Consider the following 23,733-nt stretch of genomic DNA (forward strand, 5'->3'; position numbering starts at 1 on the left):
GATCATGTGAATAAGGTTGCACCGGTTCCGCAAAAGACATAGCTTTCGGCGAATTTCAAGGTGGGACGCCTGTGATTCCGGCGGGTGGGCCGGCGGGCGGCAAGGAGCTTTTGGCGGATGAATTCCTATACGAACATGGCTGTGGGGGCCTTGCTCAGCACTGTCTTTGTGATGATGTCGGTTTCGATCGCGTCCGAGGGCCTCTTCCATTCGGAAGCGCCGGAGAAGCCGGGCTTCGCGATCGTTGCCGAAGAAGCTCCAAGCGAAGGTGGCGCTGCTGCAGCCACTGCGGCCGCAGTGCCGATCGCCCAGCTTCTCGCTACGGCCGACGCCAAGGCCGGCGAAGCTGTCTTCAAGAAATGCGCGAGCTGTCACTCCGCCGATCCCAGCAGCCCCAACAAGGTCGGACCCGGCCTCTGGGGCGTGGTCAATCGGCCTCTCGCATCGCATGCCGCCTTCGGCTACTCGGCAGCCATGAAGGACTTCTCCAAGGGTGGGTCCGTCGTCTGGGACTTCGAACACTTGAACCACTTTCTCACGGCGCCGAAGTCCTACATTCCGGGCACGGCCATGGGTTTCGCCGGCCTGAAGAAGGACGACGAGCGCGCCAACCTGATCGCTTATCTGCGGTCTTTGGCGGAGAGCCCGGTTCCGCTGCCGGATCCGGCAGCCGCGCCAGCCCCGGCGACCAACTGATTTCTCGCAAAATAAGAAAAGGCCCGGCTCGTCCGGGCCTTTTTGTTTGGCCCGCTCAGTTCAGAAGCCAGGCCCAGAAGCTTACCGAGATGACGCCGAAGATCGTCGTGATGCTGATCACCGATGCGGCAAGGCTGCTGCCGGACTGGAAGCGGGTGGCAATGATCCAGGCGTTGATCCCGGTTGGTACCGACGAGGTCAGCACCATGGCCGACGTCCAGGCGGGCGAGAGCCCGAGCAGCTTGGCGAGCGAAAACACGGCTGCCGGCAGGAGCAGCAGCTTGAGCACCGCCATCACCGCCGCCAGCGAAAGATTGCCGCGCACCGGATACTTGCGCAGCGTCATGCCGAGCGAGATCAGGGCCGCTGCCGCCGTCGTGCTGGCAATCTGGTCGACGACGCTCTTCACCACCACCGGCAGGGCACCGAGGCCGCTCAGATTGTAGATGAGGCCGGCGCAGAGGGCGATCACCAGCGGGTTACGCGCCAGGTTCGCTCCCACCTGGCGCAGAATGGCGCCGAGCCTCCGGCGCCCGCCGCCGTCGACCTTTGAGGCGGCGTGCTCCATCAGGATCGTGCCGGCGATCATCATCAGCGGCAGGTGGATGGCGAGCAGGATGGAGATCGCAACGATGCCGTCATTGCCGACCGACCGGCCGACCAGCGGCAGGCCGATGAAGACGTTGTTGGCGAAGGCCGACGACATGCCTGCAATGACGCCGATCTTCGCGTCGCGCTGGAAGAACCGTCGTGCCACGAGGTGCCCGGCCGTCCAGGTGATCGCGACGCCGCCGAAATAGGCGATCCACAGGCGAAACGGGGAAGCACCCTCGAAATGCGCCTCGGCAAGCGTACGGAATACCAGTGTCGGGAGGGCGATCTTGAAGACGAATTCGGCGATCGCGTCTCCCGCCTTCTCCTCCATGAGGCCGGTTCGTGAGACCATCCATCCGATGAGGATGAGCAGGAAAACGGGGGCGACGTTGACGAAAACGGCTGACACGCGGAAGTCTTTCCAAGAGAGGAGAGGTTCCGTTTAAATCCTTTGGCGGGGATATGAAAGCGCTATGGCGTCCGGGCGCGTCAATCGCCAGACAGGGATTGTCGCAGCTGGAACTTACCGACAGATGACGGACTGTGTTGTCGACCGCCCGCGCCCCGATGGCATCGGCACGCTCTCTGCCAGTTCATCCGTGGTCTGAAGAGCGTTCCGATAATCGAGCATCTAGCAAGGCTCGATGACGAAAGCATGACGGCGGCGGCTGGGACTGCCTTTTTGCTTTTCTTCGATCTCGAAATCTTTAAGACGGGATTGCCTTACAACCTTCGAAGATTGAGAGCTCAATGAGCAAGTTCGACGTCCTGACCATCGGCAACGCCATCGTCGACATCCTGTCGCGGTGCGAGGATCGCTTCCTCGATGAGAACGGCATCATCAAGGGTGCGATGAACCTCATCGATGCCGATCGTGCGGAACTGCTGTACTCGCTGATGGGGCCCGCACACGAGGCGTCCGGCGGCAGCGCCGGCAATACGGCCGCCGGCGTGGCAAATTTCGGCGCCCGCGCGGCCTACTTCGGCAAGGTGGCCGAGGACGAGCTTGGCAAGATCTTCCAGCACGACATTCGCGCCCAGGGCGTTCACTACCAGACGCTTCCCGACGGGACGGTGCCGCCGACCGCACGCTCGATGATCTTCATCACGCCCGACGGCGAACGCTCGATGAACACCTATCTCGGCGCCTGTGTCGATCTCGGGCCGGAGCATGTCGAGCCGCAGATCGTCGCCGATTCCAAGGTCACCTATTTCGAAGGCTATCTGTGGGATCCGCCGCGTGCCAAGGAAGCCATTCGCGAATGTGCCCGCATCGCCCACGAGAATGGCCGCGAAGTGTCGATGACGCTATCGGACTCCTTCTGCGTCGACCGCTACCGTGACGAGTTTCTCGATCTGATGCGATCCGGCACTGTCGACATCGTCTTTGCCAACAAGCAGGAAGCGCTGGCACTGTACCAGACGGATGATTTCGAGGCGGCGCTGACCCAGATCGCTGCCGACTGCAAGCTGGCGGCGGTGACGCTGAGCGAGGATGGGGCTGTCATCGTGCGCGGCGAAGAGCGCATCAAGGTCGATGCCCTGAAGATCGATAACGTGGTCGACTCGACCGGCGCCGGCGACCTGTTTGCCTCGGGCTTCCTAGTTGGCTACACCGCCGGCAAGTCGCTCGACGTCTGCGGCAGGCTGGGTTGCCTTGCGGCAGGCATCGTCATCCAGCAGATCGGCCCGCGTCCGATGGCATCGTTGAAGGCTGCGGGAGAAGCGGCAGGCCTTATTTGAAGGCCTCGCCGGGGTAAGCGCCCCAGATCTCGCCCTGGTTCACCCAGCCTTGCACGGAGCCGGCTTCCGACCGGCACCATGTGCCGTTGCATTCCTTAATGCGAACGATGACGCCCGGCTCCAGCTTGGCCAGCAACTGGCCGGAAGACTGCGGATCACGCCTGACGTTGACGAACACGTCCTGCCCCTTGCCGCGCATCCAGGGGGCAGCGACGGCTGTCCTTTCGCCGGACAGCAGGGCCTGGTTCACCCAGCCTTCCGTGCCCTCCGCATCGCGGATACGCCGCCAGTTGTCGTATTCCTGGATGATTTCGACCGGCAGCCCTTCCTTCATATACATCCACGAGACGGCGTAGTCCGTGCTCGGGCCGACGCGGATGTTGACGCGCCGGGACTTGAGGCTGACGAAGCGTGGCAGCGGCAGGCCGCTGGCGCCCTTCGCTGCGCTTTGCGCAAAAACGGGGCTCTGATCGGCGACTGCGCCTACAAGTACGGACGAGACAGCCAGAAGGATAGCAAAGCGGGAAATACGGGGAAAGCGGCGCATGGGTCTTCTCTTCGATGTCGCCAGACGTGAGACCACCCGGACCTTCCGGCTGCCTGCAGCGGCCCGCCGCCACGAGGTTTCGTTTGTCTTCGCCGGTGGGTCTGGTAGAAAACGCCTGATCCGTCGAATGTCGCCGATCTTGGTTAACGACTTCTCAACACGCGTCGAAGGACACCCATGACCGCCAGGAAAAAGCCCAGGGTCTACATCACCCGCAAGCTGCCGGACGCCGTCGAAACCCGGATGCGCGAACTCTTCGACGCGGAACTCAACATTAACGACGTGCCGCGGACGCATGATCAACTGGCCGAAGCGATGCGCACTTGCGAGGTTCTGGTGCCAAGCGTCACCGATCGAATCGACGCGGCGGTCATCGAGGCTGCCGGCCCGCAGCTGAAGCTGATTGCCAGCTTCTCCAACGGCGTGGATCACATCGACGTCGACGCCGCGGCCCGCAAGGGGATCACGGTTACCAACACTCCGAATGTCCTCACCGAAGATACCGCCGACATGACCATGGTGCTGATCTTCGCCGTCCTGCGCCGGTTGATCGAGGGCTCGCGGGTGCTGACGGAACAGCCGGGCAGCTGGGCTGGCTGGTCGCCGACATGGATGCTTGGCCGGCGCATCGGCGGCAAGCGGATCGGCATCGTCGGCATGGGACGGATCGGAACGGCGGTCGCCCGCCGCGCCAAGGCATTCGGCCTGTCCATCCACTATCACAACCGCAGCCGCGTCAATCCGGCAACGGAAGAAGAGCTGGAGGCCACCTACTGGGACAGCCTCGACCAGATGCTGGCGCGCGTCGACATCGTGTCGGTCAACTGCCCGTCGACACCGGCGACCTTCCATCTCTTGTCCGCGCGACGACTGGCGTTGATGCAGCCCTCGAGCATCATCGTCAACACCGCCCGCGGCGACATCATCGACGAAGCGGCGCTGATCCAGCTGCTGCGCGACGGCAAGATTGCCGGTGCCGGGCTCGACGTGTTTTCCAACGAACCTCTCGTCAACCCGAAGCTCCTGAAGCTTGCCAGCGCGGGCAAGGCGGTTCTGCTGCCGCACATGGGATCGGCGACCATCGAGGGCCGCATCGACATGGGCGACAAGGTGATCATCAACATCCGCACCTTCTTCGACGGCCACCGTCCGCCGAACCGGGTTCTCCCGGGCCGCTCCTGAGAGATTTGCTCCGGCCGCATCGATCCAGGTTCCATCGCCTGCCGTAGAAGTCTTCAGATCAACTGGAGGCCACTCTATGAACAGGGCTCTTTTCTCGATGACGATGGGGCTGACGATGCTGGCGATGACGCATACCGCGCACGCAGCGGACCTGGCTCTCGAACGGTATTTTTCCGGCAAGACGCAGGCGACGGGCTCGTTCAGCGCGATCAACGGCGTCAGGCGAGAGTTCACCGTCGCGCTGACGGGCCGCTGGAACGGCAAGGTCCTGACGCTGCGCGAGGACTTCCACTATTCCGATGGAGAGCGCGACACCAAAACCTGGCGCTTCACCAAGACCGGCAAAGGACGCTACACCGGCACGCGCGAGGATGTGGTCGGCTCGACCAACGTCGTCATCGAGGGCAAGGTCGCCCGCTTCAACTATGTCGTCGATCTCGGCACGCCGGCCAAGCCGAACCGGGTGCATTTCTACGATCGGATGGAGTTGCAGGCGGACGGGAGCCTCGTCAACACGGCGCTGGTCACCAAGTTCCTCTTCCCGGTTGCCCGGTCCAAGGTCGTCTTCAGCCGCTGACCAGTGGCTTGCGCATCTCGATGAAGGTCGTGCGCGCATAACCGGCATGCGCGCCGTCGGCACTCCAGGCGAACCCCCAGCTGGCGAAGGTCGACTGGTTGGCGGTAAGTTCGATGCGCGTCTCCAGCCGCAATTCCGGCAGGTCCCGCCGTCTTGCCTCCATCTCCGCTGCATTGACCAGCAGGCGGCCGATGCCTCTGCCCTGCGCCTGCGGCAGGACGGCAAGCTTGCCGATATAGAGGCTCTGCGGCGGCTCCGGCTTGCAGAACACGCAGCCGAGCATTTGCCCTTCGTCCTGCGCCAGATGGACAATCTCCTCCAACGCCTTCTCTTTCAGCAACGCCGGCGTCAGGCGGTGGACGGACGACGGCGGATCGATCACGCCGTCCATCGAGGCAAACGAAGACATGATGAGCGACAGCAACCCGTCCCAGTCATCGAAGGCCGGATCGATCGGCGTGATGGTGACCACGGTCAGGCCTTCCCGCGGCGGCGGTAGCGGATGGTGTTGAAGGACGCGGCCAGGCCGTCATAGCTGAGCAGGCGGCCGACGAGCGGCTCGCCAATGCCGGTAATCAGCTTGATCGCCTCCATCGCCATCAGCGTGCCGATGACGCCGGTGAGCGCCCCGATGACGCCGGTCTGGGCGCAGTCGGGAAGCAGGCCTTGCGGCGGCTTGACCGGGAAGAGGTCGCGATAGGTCGGGTTGAGCCGACCTTCACCGTCTTCCGCGTAAGGCATCAGCACCGTGACGGTTCCATCGAAACGGCCGACAGCGCCGGTCACCAGCGGCAATCGCGCCGCTTCTGCGGCCTCAGCCGAGGCGTAACGGGTGTCGAAGTTGTCAGACCCGTCGATGACGAGGTCGAAGCGCGGAAGATGCATCGCCGCAAACGTCGCATCGAAGCGTTCCTCGAAACGCAGCGTCCGCACATGCGGATTGAGCCGCGCGATCGTCTCTGCCGCGCTCTGCGTCTTCATCTCGCCGATCGTGCCGGTGTCGTGGATCACCTGGCGCTGGAGGTTGGAGAGTGAAACCCGGTCGTCGTCGACAAGCCCCAGCGTTCCGACGCCGGCTGCCGCGAGATAATGCAGGACCGGCGCGCCGAGGCCGCCAGCGCCGATCACCAGAACGCGCGCCGCCTTCAGCTTCTGCTGGCCGCTGCCGCCGACTTCCGGCAGCAGGATGTGGCGTTTGTAGCGTTCGATCTCGTCCGGGTTCAGTGGGTCCATGGGGTCAAGTCCAGCATCGAGAGAGGAACGGGATCAGGCCACGACCTTGCCATGGCTGACGGTGAAGAATTGCGCGCGCGCGCCGAGCGCCGAGAACATCGCCTGGTCGGTGCCGGTCATGAAGGCCTGGCCGCCCAGCCCATCGACGAGGTCGAACAATGCTGCGCGCCGCCCTTCGTCCAGGTGCGCGGCGATCTCGTCGAGAAGCAGCACCGGGGCGTGACCGGTCATGTCGGCCGTCAGACGCGCATGGGCAAGCACCAGACCCACCAGCAGCGCCTTCTGTTCGCCGGTCGAACAGCGGGCGGCGTCCATGTCCTTCTCCCGGTGGCGGACCAGAAGATCCACCCGGTGCGGCCCGGCCAGCGTGCGGCCGGCGGCAGCGTCACGGTAGCGACTGTCACGCAGTCCAATCACGTATTCTTCCTCCAGTTCGGCAAATGGTCTGCCGTCGCGGTCGTCGAGGAAGCCGGATAGGGCCAGATCGGGGGAGGGGAAGGCAGTCTCGCCGCTGCGTGCCACAAGCGCCGAGAGAAGCCCCAGCATTTCGATCCGGGCCGCGGCCATGGCGATCCCGAGTTCTGCCATCTGCACCTCGATGCCCGACAGCCAGCTGGGATCGAAGCGACCTTCCGACAGCAGCCGGTTGCGGCTGCGCATGGCGCGCTCGTAGTCGGCCGCCCGCCGACCATGGGCGGGATCGAGCGACAGGACCAGCCGGTCGAGGAAACGTCGGCGGTCCGACGAGCCGCCGGTGAACAGCCCGTCCATCGCCGGCGTCAGCCACAGGACGCTGAGGTGGTCGGTGAGTTCCTCCACCGAGCGGACGGTGGTGCCGTTCAGCCGCAGGCGGCGGACATTGCTGTCCTCGCCGCCATCGATGCCAGTTCCGATTGCCACGTCGCCATCGCGCCCGTCGACGTGTGCAAAGACCGAAAATCCGCCGCTCGCTCCGACGCGGGTGACGTCCGACAGCACTGCCCGTCGCAGGCCACGCCCTGGCGACAGGAAGGACACCGCTTCAAGGAGATTGGTCTTGCCGGATCCGTTATCGCCTGTCAGCACCACATGCCGGTCGTCGAGCGACAGCGCGGCTTCCGCATAATTGCGGAAATCGGTCAGGTTGAGCCGGGATATCGAAGTCTTCTGCGCCATGGACCTTCGCGTTTCGCCAGGCTCAGCAGCTAATGCGTTGCGCCGCGGATGGCAAGCACGGAGCTGTCGGGCTTCCGCATCGGGCACTCGTCGCCGTCAGGATCCGCGACAGGCCGATGCTGACGGAACTCTCGGTCATGGTTGTTGTTCTCCCGCCTGGAGCAGACGTGGATACGGGTCATGAGCAATGAGCGAGACCTGACACAGGAGGAGGCCCGCGCAGATCATGCGCGGATGCTGCGCTTCCTCGGCGTGAATGCCGCTTTCGGTATGGTGCTGGGCTTCTCGATGGCGGCCCTGATGGCATGGTTGGACGTGGCGGGCCTGGGCTCCCGGATCGCCCGGTCGCAGACACCGGTCCTCGCGTTCATCCTGCTTTGCGCGCCATTGTCCTCGACCTTTGCAGGTGCGTTGACGGCTTCGGCCATCATGATGCTGCCCGACAGGCGCAGGCACAGAGACTGACGCGGGCGAAGCGACCCGCTTCCCAAGGAAGCGCGCCTGCAGTAGGAAGGCCCCATGTCCCAGAACCCTCATCCAGCCGAACCGAATTCTAGCGCTGCCGACCGCATTCTCGCGCTGGAGGAAACCGTCGCCTACCAGGCGCGGACGATCGATGAGCTGTCCGAACAGCTGGCCGAGCAATGGAAGGTTGTGGAACAGACGCGCGCCAAGCTCGACCGGCTGACGGAGCGCTTCCTCTCACTGGAAGAGACCTCGCTCGACGCGCCGGCAAATACCCGTCCGCCGCATTACTGAGAGACACATTCGATGATGATGGCGTCCGCTGGCGACGTGGTCGGCTTCTGGAAGGAGGCAGGACCGGACAAGTGGTTCAAGAAGGACGTCCAGTTCGACGCCCTTTTCCACGAGACTTTCCGGGAGCTGCATCTGGCGGCGGCCCGTCAGGATCTGGCCTTCTGGCTCGATGACGCCGAGAGCAGCCTGGCACTGACGCTTCTGCTCGACCAGTTTCCACGCAACTGCTTCCGGGGCACGGCACACATGTATGCGACCGACCCTTTGGCGCGTCACTACGCGCGTCTGATGCTCGACAAGGGGTGGGATTGCCAGGTCGAGGAGGCGCTGCGGATCTTCTTCTACCTGCCGTTCATGCATTCCGAAGATCTGGACGACCAGGATCTTTGCTGCCGGCGTTGCGAACCGCTCGGTGCGGATCTGCTGAAGCACGCCGTCGAGCATCGCGAGATCATCCAGCGCTTCGGACGCTTTCCGCATCGCAACGACATACTGCTGCGCACGACGACGCCCGGGGAGCAGGCATTTCTGGCGGCCGGCGGCTTTTCCGGCTGATCCGGACAGCAAAACGCCGCCAGTCAGATGACGGCGGCGTTTCTTCATCCACAGTTCGGCAGACAATTCAGCTGTCGAAGAATTCCTTCATCCGGGCAAAGAAGCCCGTGGATTCGGGATTGTTGTCCTTCGACGACAGCTGCTCGAACTCCTGCAGCAGCTCGCGCTGTCGCTTGCTCAGCTTCTGCGGCGTCTCGATCTGGATCTGGATATAGAGATCGCCCGTCTGCGACGACCGCAGCACCGGCATTCCCTTGCCCTTCAGTCGGAACTGCTTGCCCGGCTGGGTGCCTTCCGGCACCGTGACGCGTGACTTGGTGCCGTCGAGCGTCGCCACGTCGAACGTGCCGCCGAGCGCTGCCGTCGTCATCGAGATCGGCACGCTGCAGTAGAGATCGGCGCCATCGCGCTGGAAGAACTCGTGCGGTTTGACCGACAGGAAGATGTAGAGATCGCCGGCCGGACCGCCGCGAGCCCCGGCTTCGCCTTCGCCCTGCAGCCGAATGCGGGTGCCGTCCTCGATGCCCGACGGAATGTTCACGGACAGCGAGCGCTCCTCGGTGATGCGACCCTGGCCGTGGCACTTGGAGCAGGGGTCAGGGATGATCTGACCGCGGCCGTGACAGGTCGGACAGGTGCGTTCGACCGAGAAGAAGCCCTGGCTGGCGCGCACCCGGCCGGAACCCTGACAGGTACCGCAGGTCTTCGGCTGCGTGCCCGGCTTGGCGCCCGATCCGGAGCAGACGTCGCAGGTCACGGCCGTCGGCACGCGGATCTGCGCGGTCTTGCCGACATAGGCCTCTTCCAGAGAGATCTCCATGTTGTAGCGAAGATCGGCACCGCGTTCGCGGCCGCCGGACGAACGCCTTGCGCGTCCGCCGCCCATCATCTCGCCGAAGATGTCTTCGAAGATGTCGGAGAAACCACCGGCACCCTGGCCGCCCCCGCCAAAGCCTTGGCCTCCGCCCATGCCACCCTGTTCGAAGGCTGCATGACCGAAACGGTCGTAGGCCGCCCGCTTCTGGGGATCCTTCAAGGCCTCATAGGCCTCGCCGATTTCCTTGAACTTCTTCTCGGCTTCTTGATCGCCAGGATTCTTGTCCGGGTGAAACTTCATTGCGAGCTTGCGGAAGGCGCTTTTCAGCTCCTTCTCGTCAGCGGTCCTGCCGACACCCAGTGTTTCGTAATAGTCAGCTTTTGCCATGAAGGTAATGGTCCCGAAAAGGTTCCGGCTGCACGAGGCAGCCGGAGGTCAACGCATTTACACGGATACGAGCGAGACGCGCCTCAGGCCGACTTCTTGTCGTCCTTGATTTCCTCGTAGTCGGCATCAACGACGCCGTCTTCGGGCTTGCCGCCTTCAGCACCGGCTTCCGCCTGCTGCGCTTCGTAGATCGCCTGGCCGAGCTTCATGGACACTTCCATCAGCGTCTGCGTCTTCGCCTGGATGTCGTCGGCATCCGGCTCGGAAGCTTCGATAGCCGTCTTCAGGCTGGCGATGGCATCCTCGATCGCCTTGCGGTCGGTCTCGGTGACCTTGTCGCCGTATTCGGCCAGCGACTTTTCGCTCGAGTGAACGAGGCTTTCTGCCTGGTTCTTGGCTTCAACGCCGGCACGACGCTTCTTGTCGGACTCGGCATTCGCCTCGGCGTCCTTGACCATCTTCTCGATGTCGGCGTCGGACAGACCACCAGATGCCTGGATGCGGATCTGCTGTTCCTTGCCGGTGCCCTTGTCCTTGGCCGAGACCTGGACGATGCCGTTGGCGTCGATGTCGAACGTCACTTCGATCTGCGGCATGCCGCGCGGCGACGGCGGCAGGCCGACGAGGTCGAACTGGCCGAGCAGCTTGTTGTCAGCTGCCATTTCGCGCTCGCCCTGGCTGACGCGGATGGTCACGGCCTGCTGGTTGTCTTCAGCGGTCGAGAACACCTGGCTCTTCTTCGTCGGGATCGTCGTGTTGCGGTCGATCAGGCGGGTGAACACGCCGCCGAGCGTTTCGATGCCGAGCGACAGCGGGGTCACGTCGAGCAGCAGCACGTCCTTGACGTCGCCCTGCAGAACGCCGGCCTGGATGGCAGCGCCAAGTGCGACGACTTCATCCGGGTTGACGCCCTTGTGCGGCTCCTTGCCGAACAGCTGCTTGACGACTTCCTGAACCTTCGGCATGCGGCTCATGCCACCGACGAGAACGACTTCGTCGATCTCGGCTGCGGTGACGCCGGCATCCTTGAGGGCTGCCTTGCACGGTGCCATCGTCCGCTGAACCAGGTCGTCGACCAGGCTTTCGAACTTGGCGCGGGTCAGCTTCATCGTCAGGTGCTTCGGACCGGAAGCATCGGCAGTGATGAACGGCAGGTTGATTTCGGTCTGCTGCGACGAGGACAGTTCGATCTTCGCCTTTTCAGCAGCTTCCTTGAGACGCTGCAGGGCAAGCTTGTCGCCCTTCAGGTCAATGCCCTGGTCCTTCTTGAACTCAGCTGCGAGGTATTCGACGAGACGCATGTCGAAGTCTTCACCGCCGAGGAAGGTGTCGCCGTTGGTCGACTTCACTTCGAAGACGCCGTCGCCGATTTCGAGAACCGAGATATCGAAGGTGCCGCCGCCAAGGTCGTAGACGGCGATGGTCTTGCCGTCCTTCTTGTCGAGGCCGTAGGCGAGGGCCGCAGCCGTCGGCTCGTTGATGATGCGCAGGACTTCGAGGCCGGCAATGCGACCTGCGTCCTTGGTGGCCTGACGCTGGGCGTCGTTGAAGTAGGCCGGAACGGTGATGACGGCCTTTTCGACCTTTTCGCCGAGATAGGCTTCCGCGGTTTCCTTCATCTTCTGAAGGATCATCGCCGAAATCTGCGACGGCGAGTAGCCCTTGCCGTTGGCGGTGACCCAGGCGTCGCCATTGTCGCCGCGCGTGATCTCGAAGGGCACCAGGCCCTTGTCCTTCTCGACGGTCGGATCTTCGTAGCGGCGGCCGATCAGGCGCTTGACGGCGAACAGCGTGTTCGTCGGGTTGGTAACGGCCTGACGCTTTGCCGGCTGGCCGACGAGGCGCTCGCCGTCATCGCTGAATGCCACCATCGACGGCGTGGTGCGCGCGCCTTCGGCATTTTCGATAACCCGTGCGTCCTTGCCGTCCATGACGGCGACGCAGGAGTTGGTTGTGCCAAGGTCGATGCCAATTACTTTTGCCATGTTCTTCTCTCTCCTTAAAGCGAACTGTCGGAACCCCGTATCAAGGCATTTCCCTGACAGTTCCTCGACTGGGATGGTGCGCAGCATGGGCTGCTGTCATGCGGCGTATATAAGGACCGGTTTTTCCGACTGCAAGGCGATAAGAGGTCCGCCGCAGAGCAAAAAAATCAGCCGTTGTCGGACTGCGGCGCGTGGAACTCACTGCCCCATGATGACGTCGAGCAGGGTGCTCTGCCGCGAGTACCGGCGCGGCGCCTGCTCGCCGACGTCAGCGGGAGGGACCGGCCCGCCTCCGACATCGGCCGGCGGCAGGGGCTGGTCGTAGTCTTCATCGTATTCCGGCTCGCTGCCGCGCCCGTTCGCCTGATCGTACGGCCCGCGGTAATCGCGATAGTCGCGCACACCTGCGGCGGGGGGATCGTTGATCGGCGGCATGCGCTGCGCAGCTTGCGGAACGGCTGCCGTCGGCTGCGGTGCCGTTGGGTGCTGGGCCGTCGGATGTTGTGCCGGCGCCTGAGGGGCGGCCGGATAGGCGTTTTCCGGCGCATCGCCGTGGAAGACACCGGAGATCAGGTCGCCGATCGACGGCTCGCCGACAGGTGCCGCCGGCTGCGCGGGAAGCACGCCGACGCCATAGAGCGGGGTCGGGCGATAACCGTCGAGCGCCGCGGTCATGTATTCCTTCCAGGCCTTGGCGGGTAGGCCGCCGCCGGTCACCTTCTTCATCGGTGTGCCGTCGTCGTTCCCGAACCAGATGCCGGTGGTGAGTGTGCTGGTGTAGCCGACGAACACCGCGTCGCGGAACGACTGTGTGGTGCCGGTCTTGCCGGCCGCCTGCCAGTCGGCAAGCCGTGCCGCCTTGCCGGTTCCTTCCACGAGAACGCGGTTCATCATGCCGTTCATGCTGGCAACGATCTGCTCGCTCAGCACCCGTGGCGGGTTGGAGAAATCGGCATCGTAAAGCACCTTGCCGTCGTTGTCGGTGATCCGCGTCACCAGATGCGGCGTTGCTTTCAGTCCGCCGTTCATGAAGGGCGCGTAGGCCGAGGTCAGTTCGACGAGCGAGACCTCCGAGGTGCCGAGCGCGATCGAGGCGTTCGGCTGCAACTCACTGTCGATGCCCAGCCGGTGGGCCATGGCGATGACGTTGCTCGGTCCCACCTGGACGACCAGCTGCGCCGCAATGGTATTGAGCGAATGGGTGAGCGCCGTGGAAACGGTGACATTGCCACGGTACTTCTGCTCGTAGTTTTCCGGTGTCCAGTTGCCGATCTTCACCGGCCCGTCGACCATCACCGTGTCTGGCCGATATCCGGCCTCCAGGGCTGCAGCATAGACGAAGGGCTTGAAGGCGGAGCCCGGCTGACGCTTTGCCTTGAAGGCGCGGTTGAACTGGCTTTCGGTGTAGTCGCGGCCGCCAACGACGGCGCGGATCGCCCCGGTGGCATCGACGGATACCAGTGCCGCCTGCGAGGCGTTGAGCTTTCCGCCTTCCTTCTTCAGCACATCGGTCAGCGCCTTTTCGGCATCCTGCTCGAGCCTCAGGTCCAGCGTCGTCTGCACGGTAACGTCGGTCTTGACGTCGCCGATCAGCGACTTGACCTCGTCCATCACCATGTCGGCAGCATAGTGTTCGGCGCCAGACCAGTAGCTGCGCGCCTTGGCCGGCGGCTGCGCCATGGCGGTCTTCGCCTCTTCGGCGGTGACATAGCCTTCCTGGCGCATGGCGCCGAGCACCACCTGAGCACGGGCTTCGGCAGCCTGCGGATCACGGGCAGGCGAAAGGCGGGTCGGCGCCTTCAGCAGCCCGGCAAGCGTCGCGGCCTCCTGAAGGTTCACATCGCGCGCGGATTTCTTGAAGTAACGCTGCGAGGCGGCCTCGACGCCATAGGCATTCGACCCGAAGAACATCCGGTTCAGATACATTGCCAGGATCTGGTCCTTGGTGAACTTGTGCTCCAGCCAGAAGGACAGCAGCACTTCCTGGATCTTGCGCTCGAACGTCCGGTCCGGCGACAGGAACAGGTTCTTGGCAAGCTGCTGGGTGATCGTCGATCCACCCTGGATGCTCTGGCCGGTGAGATTGTTGACGAACGCACGCGCCAGGCCGAGAGGATCGACGCCGAAGTGCGAGTAGAAGCGGCGGTCCTCGATCGCCATCACCGCCTGGGGGATGAACGGCGACATTTCCTCGAGCGCCACCGCCTCGCCGCCGGTGGTGCCGCGGTTGGCAAGCAGGGTGCCGTCGAGCGCGGTGATCTTGACGTTGGGTGGCCGGTTCGGAATGTTCCAGGAGCTGGCGCTCGGCATCTGCGCGCCGAAATAGAGCACCAGCCCGCCAACGCCGATGGCGCCCCAGATGCCGAGCACGATGCACCAATAGACGAGCGATCGGATGGCGCCGAAGAAGCTGCCGCCCTCTCGGCGTCCGCGCCTGGCGCGCGAGGCGCGAGCCGCCGGCTTCGCCTGCTCGTCGTCGACCGTCTGCCGGGACGTCCTGCCCGTTCGACCCCCGACAATCCGTTCGGCGGCATCGATGCGGACTTCGTCTTCTTGCCGATCCCCGCCGAAGGACGGTTCGACGCGATGGCGCGATCTGTTTCCCGATGCCATGTGTTCCGGTGATGCTCCCCAGCCGTCTTGCGAATGCTCGTATCTGCTATAGCGGCAAGCGACGCGTGTCTCCGTTGAGGAGGTCATGAGCGTCCGAGCCGTCCGCTGTGATCCCGATGAAGGTTAAATGCGGCGATTTAAGGAGTCGTTAGGATAGCGATCCACGCCGCCTACCGAATGGCAGGAGCGGGTTTATCTTCTGCGCAAGCGCGCTCGATGGAACATTTCGGCCTCTTGTTTGGTAGTCCAAGCGTCGGCACCCTAATTTTAAGTGGATACTAAATAACGTGACTGGAATAAGACTTGCCACGCTCGCGCCATGAAATAAATCTAGTCGCTGGGGGTGGATTACGAAGATGGCGGAGAACAAGCTGTCGGAGATGGAGGGATTGGTGCCAACACAAGTTGTGAGACGTCCGGTAAATCCAGACCAGTTGTCATTGCTGCAGCAGGTCTTCGATGCCGCCTGCGCCGAGCATCAGATCAACAAGGCAAGCGCCGATGGTGAAGCGCTCGCCCTCATCCTGGTCAACTCGCTGCAGAAGGGCATGAGCGAGAAGGAGGCACTCGCCTCGCTGGCCGAAGCTCTCGCGCATAGCCGCTGAGCCTCTCCTCGCCACAACAGTCCTGACGCTTGCCACGCCGTCTCTGGAACCTATTGCGACTTCGCAAGTTGATGGCCGTCACATCACCACACAGCGATAGTCGAGGAGACCGCAATGGTAGAATCCGTAGGATCGCCGGAAAGCCACGAACAGAGAGCCGCCCAGGAAGCTTCCGAGGCGATGAAGGCCGAGATTTCTTCGCTGCGCGCAGAAATCGAAAGCATCCGCTCGACGATGTCGGATTTCGGTGCCGAAACCTATGAGACGGTGAAGCGCCGCGCTGGCGATGCAGCCGTCTACGTCCAGGAAGAAGCCACCTCGATGGCCGGCGTCATCCGCGAACACCCCGCGACTGCGACGACACTGATGACGCTGATCGGCGGCATCGGCTTCGCGATCGGCTATCTGGTGGCATCCGCTTCGGCCTCTGCCGAACAGCGGCAGGCCTGGTACCACCGTTACTACTGATCGGGATCGCCGGATCTCGGCTCCTGACAGACATCGATCCAGGTGGCGGCCGTCAGTGCCGCCATTTTTTCTGGAGCAATGCGCACCGCCGCATTGATGGCGCCTGCAGCAGGCACGACGAGTGGCCAGCGTCTCAGCGACACATCGCAATAGATGGCAAGCGGTTCGGCCAGTCCGAACGGGCAGACCCCGCCGATTGGATGGCTGGTCCGCTCAACCACTTCTTCCGCCGAAAGCATGCGTGGCTTTGCCCCAAACGCATCGCGGAATTTCCGATTGTCGAGCCGGCTGTTGCCCGATGTCACCAGTAGCATGATCGTGTCACCGGCCCGCAGGCAGATGGTCTTGGCGATCTGATCAGGGTCGACCTGGTGGGCTGCGGCAGCCAAAGCGACCGTGGCCGAGCTTTCTTTGGTTTCGATCACCTCGATGTCAGCGGCATGCGCGGCGAAGAAGGCTTTGACGGATGACAGGCTCATGCGGGCAAGACTAGCCACGCGAGGTGACGGCGGCAAGTCCCGCCGATAGGAACCGGACGCTCCAAGAGCTATGCGTTTTTCGCAGTGCTGCGCTGCGAAATTCTGTCTGTTTTTTAAGCGTGCCTCAGCTATAGTCAAATCATCGCAAGACGCACTCCTCCTCCCAGTGTCTTGCGAGGGGACCAGCAACACCTCCTCCTCCCGGTTGCTGGTCAGTTTTAGAAGCCCGGCGCACCTCCTCCCGCGCCGGGCTTCTTGCTTTTCGGCGTCCAGACACCATCCTCGAAAGCCTGTCCGACGTATCAGGCTTGCGGATGTTGGGGTTGCAGCTGTAGCCAACCCAGTTCTGCTCCGTCTTGACACGATTCAGGCTCGACGCTAGGTCATGCCAATCGCTATTTGTTTGACGACGGTACTACGGCACATGCCGACGACGACCCATCCTTCAAATACGAAATCCGCGCTCCGTGCTGGTCATGGAGCAGAGTCAACGTTGCGATCGAAAGGACATCGTAATGGCTACCGGTACTGTAAAGTGGTTCAACGCAACCAAGGGCTTCGGCTTCATCCAGCCTGACGACGGCGCACAGGACGTCTTCGTTCACATCTCGGCTGTAGAGCGCGCCGGCATGGGCAGCCTCAACGACGGCCAGAAGGTTTCCTACGAGCTGGTTTCGGACAAGCGTTCGGGCCGCATGTCGGCGGACAACCTGCGTTCGGCCTGAGCCTTCGCGACATCCTGCTGAAAAGATTGATGGCGCCCTTGCAAACGCGGGGCGCCATTCCCATTTCTTGGATCAAGCGGCACGATCGCAGCGCCCGCTCCGAGCAACATCTGTTGCGCCGTAGGCCAATGACGGGACATCTTAACCGGATGTTAACCTTGCTGGCAGACGATGGACTTGTAAGCGAAGGCTGAGAAGCCGCAGCGATCGAAATGCCGGACCCGTTTCGTGTTTGACCACGGATGTACTGGCAGGTGGAAACGGGTATGAAAGGTCGGGCTTAGTCCCGGCCTTTTTGTTTTTGCGGCTCTCTCTCTGAGGCATGTCAGTCAGGTGAGCCTGCGCCTGCTCCACGGTTGGTGGCGCAGGCGCGTTGAGGCAGCGTCAGAGCGCTGCGAGGATCCGGATCCACGAGCGGATGCCCTTGTGGAACGAGTTGAGGTCGTACTTCTCGTTCGGCGAATGGATACGATCGTCGATCAGCCCGTAGCCGACGAGCAGCGAGTCCATGCCGAGGTAGGTCTGGAAGTCGCCGACGATCGGGATCGAGCCACCCATGCCGACCACCACCGCGGGCTTCGGCCATTCATCGGAAAGCGCCGCCTTGGCCTTGGTCAGGACCGGCGAATCATAGGCGAGCTGGATCGCGGGCGAGCCGCCGTGCTCATGAAACTCCACACTGCAGTCGGCCGGAATGCCGGAGCGCACGTAGTTGCGGAAGCTCTCGCGGATCTTCGCCGGATCCTGTTCCCCGACAAGCCGGAAGGAGACCTTGGCCGAGGCCTTGGCAGCGATGACCGTCTTGAAGCCTTCGCCGGTATAACCGCCCCAGATGCCGTTCACTTCGCAGGTCGGCCGAGCCCAGGTCAGCTCGAGGACGGAACGACCCTTCTCACCGGAAGGCTGCGACAGTCCCACCTCGCCGAGGAAGCTTTCGGCGGAGCGGCCGAGATTGTCCCAGCTTGCCTTGATGTTCTGCGGCGTCTCCTCGACGCCGTCATAGAAGCCGTCGAGCGTGACGCGGCCTGTCTCGTCGCGCAGGCCGGCGAGGATGCTCGCGAGGATGTGGATCGGGTTTGCGGCAGCGCCGCCGAACAGGCCGGAATGTAGGTCACGGTCGGCTGCGGTGATCGTTATCTCCTCGCCGACCAAGCCGCGCAGCGTTGCGGCGATTGCCGGCGTTTCTGCGTCCCACATGCTGGTATCGCAGACGAGCGCGTACTCCGCCTTCAGTTCTGCGGCATTGGCTTCGAGGAAAGGCTTCAGCGACGGCGAACCGGATTCTTCCTCGCCTTCGAACAGGATGGTGATTCTCACCGGCAGGCTGCCGTTGATTTCCTTGTAGGCGCGGCAGGCTTCGACGAAGGTCATCAACTGGCCCTTGTCGTCGGAGGTGCCGCGGCCGGTGATAACCTTGCGCCCTTCGCCGATATCCTTGATCTTCGGGTCGAACGGATCATTTTCCCACAGCGACAGCGGATCGACCGGCTGCACGTCGTAATGGCCGTAGAAGAGGACGTGCGGGGCATCGGACGAAGCCGCATTGTGATGTGCCACCACCATCGGATGACCGGGCGTGTCCCGCAGCGAGGCGGTAAAGCCGAGCTCGTTGAGGGTCGACACCAGCCATTCGCCAGCCTCGCGGCACTCGGCCTTGTAGGCCGGATCTGTGGAAATGGACTGGATGCGCACCAGCTCGAACAGGCGGTCGAGGCTGGACGTGAGATTGCGGTCGGCCTGCTCGAGGACGGAAGTTAGGTCGGTCATCAGGGGATCTGCCTTGCGGATGATAGGATAGGCCTCAACCTAAACCCTTTCGGCTGGCGAGGGAAACCGCGAAATCCGGATTTTGCGCTTCCTTGAAACCGGCGAACTTAGGGCGGGTCGAGGTTCTTGGCATTGGAAGCTGCCTTGCGAAGATACTCCTTCAGCAATTCCTGCTCGAACAGCCGGAAACCGGCAAACACCTCGGCATCCGCCTGCGCCGCGGCTTCCGTCGCCACGCGTTCCAGATCGCGGCCGCGCTCGGTCAGCTCGATGATCTGCGCCCGCCGGTCCTTTGGGTGCGGCTTGCGGGCAATCAGTCCATCGCGCTCCATGCGCGCCAACGTATTGGCAAGCGTCGCCTGCTCCACTTCCAGACGATCGAGAAGCTGTCTCTGCGTCAGCCCGTCCTGATGCCAAAGCGAAAGAAGGACGGGAAACTGGCCGGGCGAGAAGCCGAGCGCGGCGGCCCGCTTGTGCAGCGCGCGCGCCAAGGTCTTCGTCAGGCGGCTGGCGAGATAGAGGAGGGAATCCGAGCGTTCAAAGCCCATGTAACGACATCCCTTGCCGTTGCGGTTGAAGGCGCAGTCCCCCGCGTTGTCGCTGGTCTCGTCGAGGCTGCCAGCGAGAGAACAAGATGTGCGGATGCCTGAGCCGAAGCTGCATAGCACTCTATCGATTATCGAACTGTTGGGGAAGCGGCCTGGGCTGCGAGCTGAACGGCCAGATGAAAACCGCCACGGCCCGGGAGGGGGGAAGGCCGTGGCGGTGATGGAAGGACAAAGGCCCGGAGAGGGGGTGAGGCCTTTGCCCAGGTCTGGCGCGGCGGGGGACAGGCCAGCAACCAGACGACGGCGTGATCAATCGCCGATGGATCGGAAATGGCCCCACTGGCTGGGGTTTTCAAGACATCTGAAAATTACAAAGCGGTAACGTTACGGTGAAGATCCCAGGGAGACTTGGCACGCGTCGACGGTCGCCGGGGCCAGCTCAAACCCTGGAATTCACTGGCCGCGCGATGCTGGCGGATGGACCTTTGCCGCGCGCCGCGCTATCCATCGCCCATGAAAAATGGCGATCACCTTTTCCTCGTCGACGGCTCCGGTTTCATCTTCCGGGCGTTCCATGCCCTGCCTCCGCTGACGCGCAAATCGGACGGCCTGCCGATCGGTGCCGTCTCCGGCTTCTGCAACATGCTGTGGAAGCTGCTGACCAACGCCCGCGACACGAATGTCGGCGTCACGCCAAGCCATTTCGCGGTGATCTTCGACTACTCCTCGAAGACCTTCCGCAAGGAGCTCTTTGAAGACTACAAGGCCAACCGGTCGGCGCCGCCGGAAGAGCTGGTGCCGCAGTTCAGCCTGATCCGCCAGGCGACGCGCGCCTTCAACCTGCCGTGCATCGAAACCGATGGTTTCGAAGCGGACGACATCATCGCCACCTATGCCAGAGCCGCCGAAGCGATCGGTGCCGACGTCACCATCATCTCCTCCGACAAGGACCTGATGCAGCTGGTGACGCCGAACGTCCACATGTACGACAGCATGAAGGACAAGCAGATCGGCATCCCGGACGTCATCGAGAAGTGGGGCGTTCCGCCGGAAAAGATGATCGACCTGCAGGCGCTGGTCGGCGATTCTGTCGACAACGTGCCCGGCATTCCGGGCATCGGTCCGAAGACCGCGGCCCAGCTGCTCGAAGAATTCGGCGATCTGGAAACGCTGCTGGCGCGTGCCGGTGAGATCAAGCAGGCCAAGCGGCGTGAAAACATCATCGCCAATGCCGAGCAGGCGCGGCTTTCGCGCCGTCTGGTCGAGTTGCGCACGGATGTGCCGCTGGACATGCCGCTCGACGCGCTGGTGCTCGAAAAGCAGGATGGCCCGAAGCTGATCGGCTTCCTCAAGGCGATGGAATTCGGCGCTCTGACGCGCCGCGTGGCGGATGCGTGTGACTGCGACGCAAGCGCCATCGAGCCGGCGGAGGTTCTGGTCGAATGGGGAACGACGGCCCATGGTCCTGACCTCGATCCCGGCGTCGAGCACAACCAGGATCTCGCCGCCCAGCCAAGCGCTCCGGTGACCTTGGCCAGGACATCCGGCAAGGCGAAAGCCTCTCTCGACGGCGGCCGTGCGGCAGACGTGGCCGCCGCCCGCCACGAAGCGTTTTCCGGTCACCCGATCGATCACAGCGGCTACGTGACGATCCGCGATATCGAGACCCTCAACACGTGGATCGCTGCGGCCCGCGACACCGGCATCGTCGCCTTCAACGCCGAAAGCACGTCGATCGACCCGATGCAGGCGGAACTTGTCGGCGTCTCGCTGGCCGTGCAGGACAATCGGACGGGTCCTGCGGCTTCGACCATCCGTGCCGCTTACGTGCCGCTCGCCCACAAGAGCGGCTCCGACGATCTGTTCAGCGAGGGCGTGAAGCTCGTCGACAACCAGGTGCCGCTGGCCCAAGGCCTTGCGGCTCTGAAGGATCTGCTGGAAGACCCGGCGGTGCTGAAGGTCGCGCAGAACCTCAAATACGACTACCTGCTGATGAAGCGGCATGGCATCACCATGCAGAGCTTCGACGATACCATGCTGATCTCCTATGTGCTGGAGGCAGGCCAGGGCAATCATGCCATGGAGCCGCTCGCCGAGCGGTGGCTGGGTCACACGCCGATCCCGCTGAAGGAAGTTGCCGGCAGCGGCAAATCGGCCGTCAAGCTCGACCTCGTCGATATCGACAAGGCGACGACGTATGCCGCTGAGGACGCCGATCTGACGCTGCGGCTATGGCTCGTTCTGAAGCCGCGGCTGGCGGCCGAAGGTCTGACGCGCGTCTACGAGCGGCTTGAACGGCCGCTGGTGCCGGTTCTGGCGCGCATGGAAGAGCGCGGCATCACCGTCGACCGCCAGATTCTGTCGAGGCTTTCCGGCGAGCTGGCGCAGAAGGCAGCAGCCTTCGAGGACGAGATCTACCAGCTTGCCGGGGAGCGCTTCAACATCGGCTCGCCAAAGCAGCTTGGCGACATCCTGTTCGGCCGCATGGGGCTTGCGGGCGGGTCGAAGACGAAGACCGGCCAGTGGTCCACGTCAGCGCAGGTGCTCGAGGATCTTGCAGCCCAGGGCGAGCCGCTGCCGCGCAAGATCGTCGACTGGCGCCAGCTGACCAAGCTCAAGTCCACCTACACCGATGCGCTGCCGGGCTACGTGCATCCTGAGACGAAGCGCGTGCATACCGGCTACTCGATGGCGGCAACCTCGACCGGGCGCCTCTCCTCGTCTGAGCCGAACCTGCAGAACATTCCGGTCCGCAATGCCGAAGGCCGCAAGATCCGCACCGCCTTCGTCTCGACGCCCGGCCACAGGCTGCTGTCGGCCGACTACAGCCAGATCGAACTGCGCGTGCTTGCCCATGTCGCCGACATCCCGCAGCTGCGCCAGGCCTTTGCCGATGGCGTGGACATCCACGCGATGACGGCATCCGAGATGTTCGGCGTTCCGGTGGATGGCATGTCGGCGGATGTGCGCCGCCGCGCCAAGACAATCAACTTCGGCATCATCTACGGCATCTCGGCCTTCGGTCTCGCCAATCAGCTGTCGATAGAGAGGTCCGAGGCGGGCGACTACATCAAGCGCTATTTCGAGCGCTTCCCGGGCATCCGCGACTATATGGAAAGCACCAAGGCATTTGCCCGCGAACATGGCTATGTCGAAACCATCTTCGGCCGCCGCGCCCACTATCCGGAAATCAAGTCGTCCAACCCGTCGGTGCGCGCGTTCAACGAGCGGGCGGCGATCAACGCGCCGATCCAAGGCTCGGCCGCCGACATCATCCGCCGGGCCATGGTACAGATCGAGCCGGCGCTGGAAAAGTCAGGCCTCGCGGAGCGTGCGCGGATGCTCTTGCAGGTGCATGACGAACTGATCTTCGAGGTCGAGGAGGATGCGATCGACGCGGCGATGCCGGTCATCGTGCGGACGATGGAGCATTCAGCGATGCCGGCGCTCGATATGCGGGTGCCGTTGAAGGTCGATGCCCGCGCCGCGCTGAACTGGGACGAAGCCCACTGATCTTGGCAAACGGATCCATGTGGTAGCAACCGCGCCGCTCGCGGCTAGGCGAGCGGCAGAAGCTCGGCGACCTTGAACGGCGATCCGCGCTCTTCCTCGACAAACAATGCAATGTGCTCGATCTTAAGCGGCTGGCCGATGAAGGGGGCGAAGCGCTCCTCGAGGATCGCCCGCATCCGCGGCTGGTCGGCGGCCTCGATCGGCCCGGTCAAGGTCATGTGGAAGCGGAACTCGTCAAAGACGTAAGGGTAGCCCCAGCGTTCCAGGTTCTCGCGCTGGCGGGCGGTGAGCCGCTCAGGCTTGCGGCGCGCCATGTCGGCCTCTGAGAGCGGGGCGCGGTAGGGTTCGAAGGCCTGAACGCAGGACGCGCCAAGCTCTGCCACGGCGTGGCACTCGCCATCCGGAACAAGAGCGAAGAACGGACCCAGCTGGGCCAGCACCAGCCTTGGGATGACGGTTGCCGAGGTCGCCCGGCAAAAGCTGCGGAACGCCTCGTGAAGCGTGTGCGCCTGCATATCGGGGGGAAGCAAGAACGGTGCCTTCAGCGTCGCGTGAAAGCCGTAGCGGCGCGGTTCCGCCGTTGCCGTCAGCCATTGATCGTGGGCGAGATCGGTCTGCGGGACTGAAATCGATGGCTTCGCGTCATCGAAAGCATTGCGTCCAAGCCAGATTGCAGCGGCGCTGGTCAGCGGATGTGCTTCGGGTGGAGTGAAATAGACGGCGTAACGCATGCGAAATGTCACCTGATTGAAGCGCCGCAGCCGGGTTCAGCCCTGTCGGCGACC

Annotated in this window: 23 protein-coding genes; 11 read left to right on the forward strand and 12 right to left on the reverse strand. The window is 63.3% G+C overall.

From position 1 onward, the window contains the following. The first annotated feature begins 117 nt into the window (after positions 1 to 117). The gene (locus tag ACR65N_RS16085; protein WP_440457838.1) at positions 118 to 696 is read left to right on the forward strand and encodes a c-type cytochrome; all 579 of its coding nucleotides are present in this window, start codon (positions 118 to 120) and stop codon (positions 694 to 696) included. A gap of 55 nt (positions 697 to 751) precedes the next feature. On the opposite strand, the gene ACR65N_RS16090 is transcribed toward ACR65N_RS16085, so the two are convergent. Beyond that, positions 752 to 1,699, reverse strand: a complete 948-nt coding sequence (locus tag ACR65N_RS16090; protein WP_440457839.1) for an AEC family transporter — start codon at positions 1,697 to 1,699, stop codon at positions 752 to 754. A gap of 341 nt (positions 1,700 to 2,040) precedes the next feature. Between ACR65N_RS16090 and ACR65N_RS16095 the strand changes: the two genes are divergently transcribed. After that, positions 2,041 to 3,033 (forward strand): adenosine kinase, encoded by a 993-nt coding sequence (locus ACR65N_RS16095; protein ID WP_440457840.1) that lies wholly within the window; start codon positions 2,041 to 2,043, stop codon positions 3,031 to 3,033. On the opposite strand, the gene ACR65N_RS16100 is transcribed toward ACR65N_RS16095, so the two are convergent. Beyond that, on the reverse strand, positions 3,026 to 3,580 hold the full coding sequence (locus ACR65N_RS16100) for an SH3 domain-containing protein (protein ID WP_440457841.1): 555 nt from the start codon (positions 3,578 to 3,580) through the stop codon (positions 3,026 to 3,028). The genes ACR65N_RS16095 and ACR65N_RS16100 overlap by 8 nt on opposite strands. Positions 3,581 to 3,757: 177 nt before the next feature. Here ACR65N_RS16100 and ACR65N_RS16105 point away from each other — a divergent pair, with 177 nt between their 5' ends. Then, positions 3,758 to 4,762 (forward strand): 2-hydroxyacid dehydrogenase, encoded by a 1,005-nt coding sequence (locus ACR65N_RS16105; RefSeq protein WP_440457842.1) that lies wholly within the window; start codon positions 3,758 to 3,760, stop codon positions 4,760 to 4,762. 76 nt (positions 4,763 to 4,838) lie between these two features. Beyond that, on the forward strand, positions 4,839 to 5,339 hold the full coding sequence (locus tag ACR65N_RS16110; RefSeq protein ID WP_440457843.1) for a DUF3833 family protein: 501 nt from the start codon (positions 4,839 to 4,841) through the stop codon (positions 5,337 to 5,339). Here ACR65N_RS16110 and ACR65N_RS16115 read toward each other — a convergent pair. Genes ACR65N_RS16115 through recF form a run of 3 tightly spaced genes read right to left on the reverse strand, consistent with a single transcriptional unit; the run spans position 5,329 to position 7,727 of the window. Next, entirely contained in the window at positions 5,329 to 5,811 is a 483-nt protein-coding gene (locus tag ACR65N_RS16115) for a GNAT family N-acetyltransferase (protein ID WP_440457844.1), read from the reverse strand. The genes ACR65N_RS16110 and ACR65N_RS16115 overlap by 11 nt on opposite strands. Positions 5,812 to 5,813: 2 nt before the next feature. Next, positions 5,814 to 6,572 (reverse strand): molybdopterin-synthase adenylyltransferase MoeB, encoded by a 759-nt coding sequence (locus ACR65N_RS16120; RefSeq protein WP_440457845.1) that lies wholly within the window; start codon positions 6,570 to 6,572, stop codon positions 5,814 to 5,816. Between the two features lie 33 nt (positions 6,573 to 6,605). Beyond that, the gene (recF, locus tag ACR65N_RS16125) at positions 6,606 to 7,727 is read right to left on the reverse strand and encodes a DNA replication/repair protein RecF (RefSeq protein ID WP_440457846.1); all 1,122 of its coding nucleotides are present in this window, start codon (positions 7,725 to 7,727) and stop codon (positions 6,606 to 6,608) included. A gap of 180 nt (positions 7,728 to 7,907) precedes the next feature. Between recF and ACR65N_RS16130 the strand changes: the two genes are divergently transcribed. From ACR65N_RS16130 to ACR65N_RS16140, 3 genes are read left to right on the forward strand one after another with little or no spacing between them, the layout of a single operon-like run. Then, positions 7,908 to 8,192 carry a hypothetical protein gene (locus tag ACR65N_RS16130; protein WP_440457847.1) on the forward strand — a complete coding sequence of 95 codons (285 nt, stop codon included), beginning with the start codon at positions 7,908 to 7,910 and terminating at the stop codon, positions 8,190 to 8,192. A gap of 54 nt (positions 8,193 to 8,246) precedes the next feature. After that, the gene (locus tag ACR65N_RS16135; protein ID WP_440457848.1) at positions 8,247 to 8,486 is read left to right on the forward strand and encodes a SlyX family protein; all 240 of its coding nucleotides are present in this window, start codon (positions 8,247 to 8,249) and stop codon (positions 8,484 to 8,486) included. Positions 8,487 to 8,498: 12 nt separating this feature from the next. Continuing rightward, the gene (locus ACR65N_RS16140) at positions 8,499 to 9,041 is read left to right on the forward strand and encodes a DUF924 family protein (protein WP_440457849.1); all 543 of its coding nucleotides are present in this window, start codon (positions 8,499 to 8,501) and stop codon (positions 9,039 to 9,041) included. Between the two features lie 67 nt (positions 9,042 to 9,108). Here the strand turns inward: ACR65N_RS16140 and dnaJ are convergent, their stop codons facing one another. The 3 genes from dnaJ to ACR65N_RS16155 all read right to left on the reverse strand — a co-directional run bounded on the left by dnaJ (position 9,109) and on the right by ACR65N_RS16155 (position 14,843). Then, the gene (dnaJ, locus tag ACR65N_RS16145) at positions 9,109 to 10,245 is read right to left on the reverse strand and encodes a molecular chaperone DnaJ (protein ID WP_430306422.1); all 1,137 of its coding nucleotides are present in this window, start codon (positions 10,243 to 10,245) and stop codon (positions 9,109 to 9,111) included. A gap of 83 nt (positions 10,246 to 10,328) precedes the next feature. Next, positions 10,329 to 12,230: a molecular chaperone DnaK gene (gene dnaK, locus ACR65N_RS16150; protein WP_430306421.1), complete on the reverse strand. Its 1,902-nt coding sequence runs from the start codon at positions 12,228 to 12,230 to the stop codon at positions 10,329 to 10,331. Between the two features lie 198 nt (positions 12,231 to 12,428). Further along, positions 12,429 to 14,843, reverse strand: a complete 2,415-nt coding sequence (locus ACR65N_RS16155; RefSeq protein WP_440457850.1) for a transglycosylase domain-containing protein — start codon at positions 14,841 to 14,843, stop codon at positions 12,429 to 12,431. Between the two features lie 356 nt (positions 14,844 to 15,199). Between ACR65N_RS16155 and ACR65N_RS16160 the strand changes: the two genes are divergently transcribed. Both ACR65N_RS16160 and ACR65N_RS16165 read left to right on the forward strand, forming a co-directional pair. Continuing rightward, entirely contained in the window at positions 15,200 to 15,448 is a 249-nt protein-coding gene (locus tag ACR65N_RS16160; protein ID WP_430306419.1) for a hypothetical protein, read from the forward strand. A 114-nt stretch (positions 15,449 to 15,562) separates the two neighbouring features. Continuing rightward, a complete protein-coding gene (locus ACR65N_RS16165; protein WP_430306418.1) occupies positions 15,563 to 15,916 on the forward strand; it encodes a hypothetical protein in 354 nt (117 codons plus the stop codon). Here the strand turns inward: ACR65N_RS16165 and ACR65N_RS16170 are convergent. Next, entirely contained in the window at positions 15,910 to 16,395 is a 486-nt protein-coding gene (locus ACR65N_RS16170) for a YbaK/EbsC family protein (RefSeq protein ID WP_440458121.1), read from the reverse strand. The two genes, ACR65N_RS16165 and ACR65N_RS16170, sit on opposite strands and share 7 nt — an antisense overlap. A gap of 515 nt (positions 16,396 to 16,910) precedes the next feature. On the opposite strand from ACR65N_RS16170, the gene ACR65N_RS16175 reads away from it, so the two are divergent. Beyond that, positions 16,911 to 17,120: a cold-shock protein gene (locus ACR65N_RS16175; RefSeq protein WP_430306417.1), complete on the forward strand. Its 210-nt coding sequence runs from the start codon at positions 16,911 to 16,913 to the stop codon at positions 17,118 to 17,120. Positions 17,121 to 17,504: 384 nt separating this feature from the next. Here ACR65N_RS16175 and ACR65N_RS16180 read toward each other — a convergent pair whose 3' ends face one another. Both ACR65N_RS16180 and ACR65N_RS16185 read right to left on the reverse strand, forming a co-directional pair. Further along, on the reverse strand, positions 17,505 to 18,887 hold the full coding sequence (locus ACR65N_RS16180; RefSeq protein ID WP_440457851.1) for a M20/M25/M40 family metallo-hydrolase: 1,383 nt from the start codon (positions 18,885 to 18,887) through the stop codon (positions 17,505 to 17,507). Positions 18,888 to 18,994: 107 nt separating this feature from the next. Continuing rightward, a complete protein-coding gene (locus tag ACR65N_RS16185) occupies positions 18,995 to 19,435 on the reverse strand; it encodes a MarR family winged helix-turn-helix transcriptional regulator (RefSeq protein WP_440457852.1) in 441 nt (146 codons plus the stop codon). A gap of 513 nt (positions 19,436 to 19,948) precedes the next feature. Here ACR65N_RS16185 and polA point away from each other — a divergent pair. After that, positions 19,949 to 22,948: a DNA polymerase I gene (gene polA, locus ACR65N_RS16190; RefSeq protein WP_440457853.1), complete on the forward strand. Its 3,000-nt coding sequence runs from the start codon at positions 19,949 to 19,951 to the stop codon at positions 22,946 to 22,948. A 44-nt stretch (positions 22,949 to 22,992) separates the two neighbouring features. Here the strand turns inward: polA and ACR65N_RS16195 are convergent, their stop codons facing one another. Continuing rightward, a complete protein-coding gene (locus ACR65N_RS16195) occupies positions 22,993 to 23,679 on the reverse strand; it encodes a DUF1045 domain-containing protein (protein WP_440457854.1) in 687 nt (228 codons plus the stop codon). Between the last annotated feature and the right edge of the window lie 54 nt (positions 23,680 to 23,733).

The sequence above is a fragment of the Rhizobium sp. SAFR-030 genome (genome assembly GCF_059415005.1).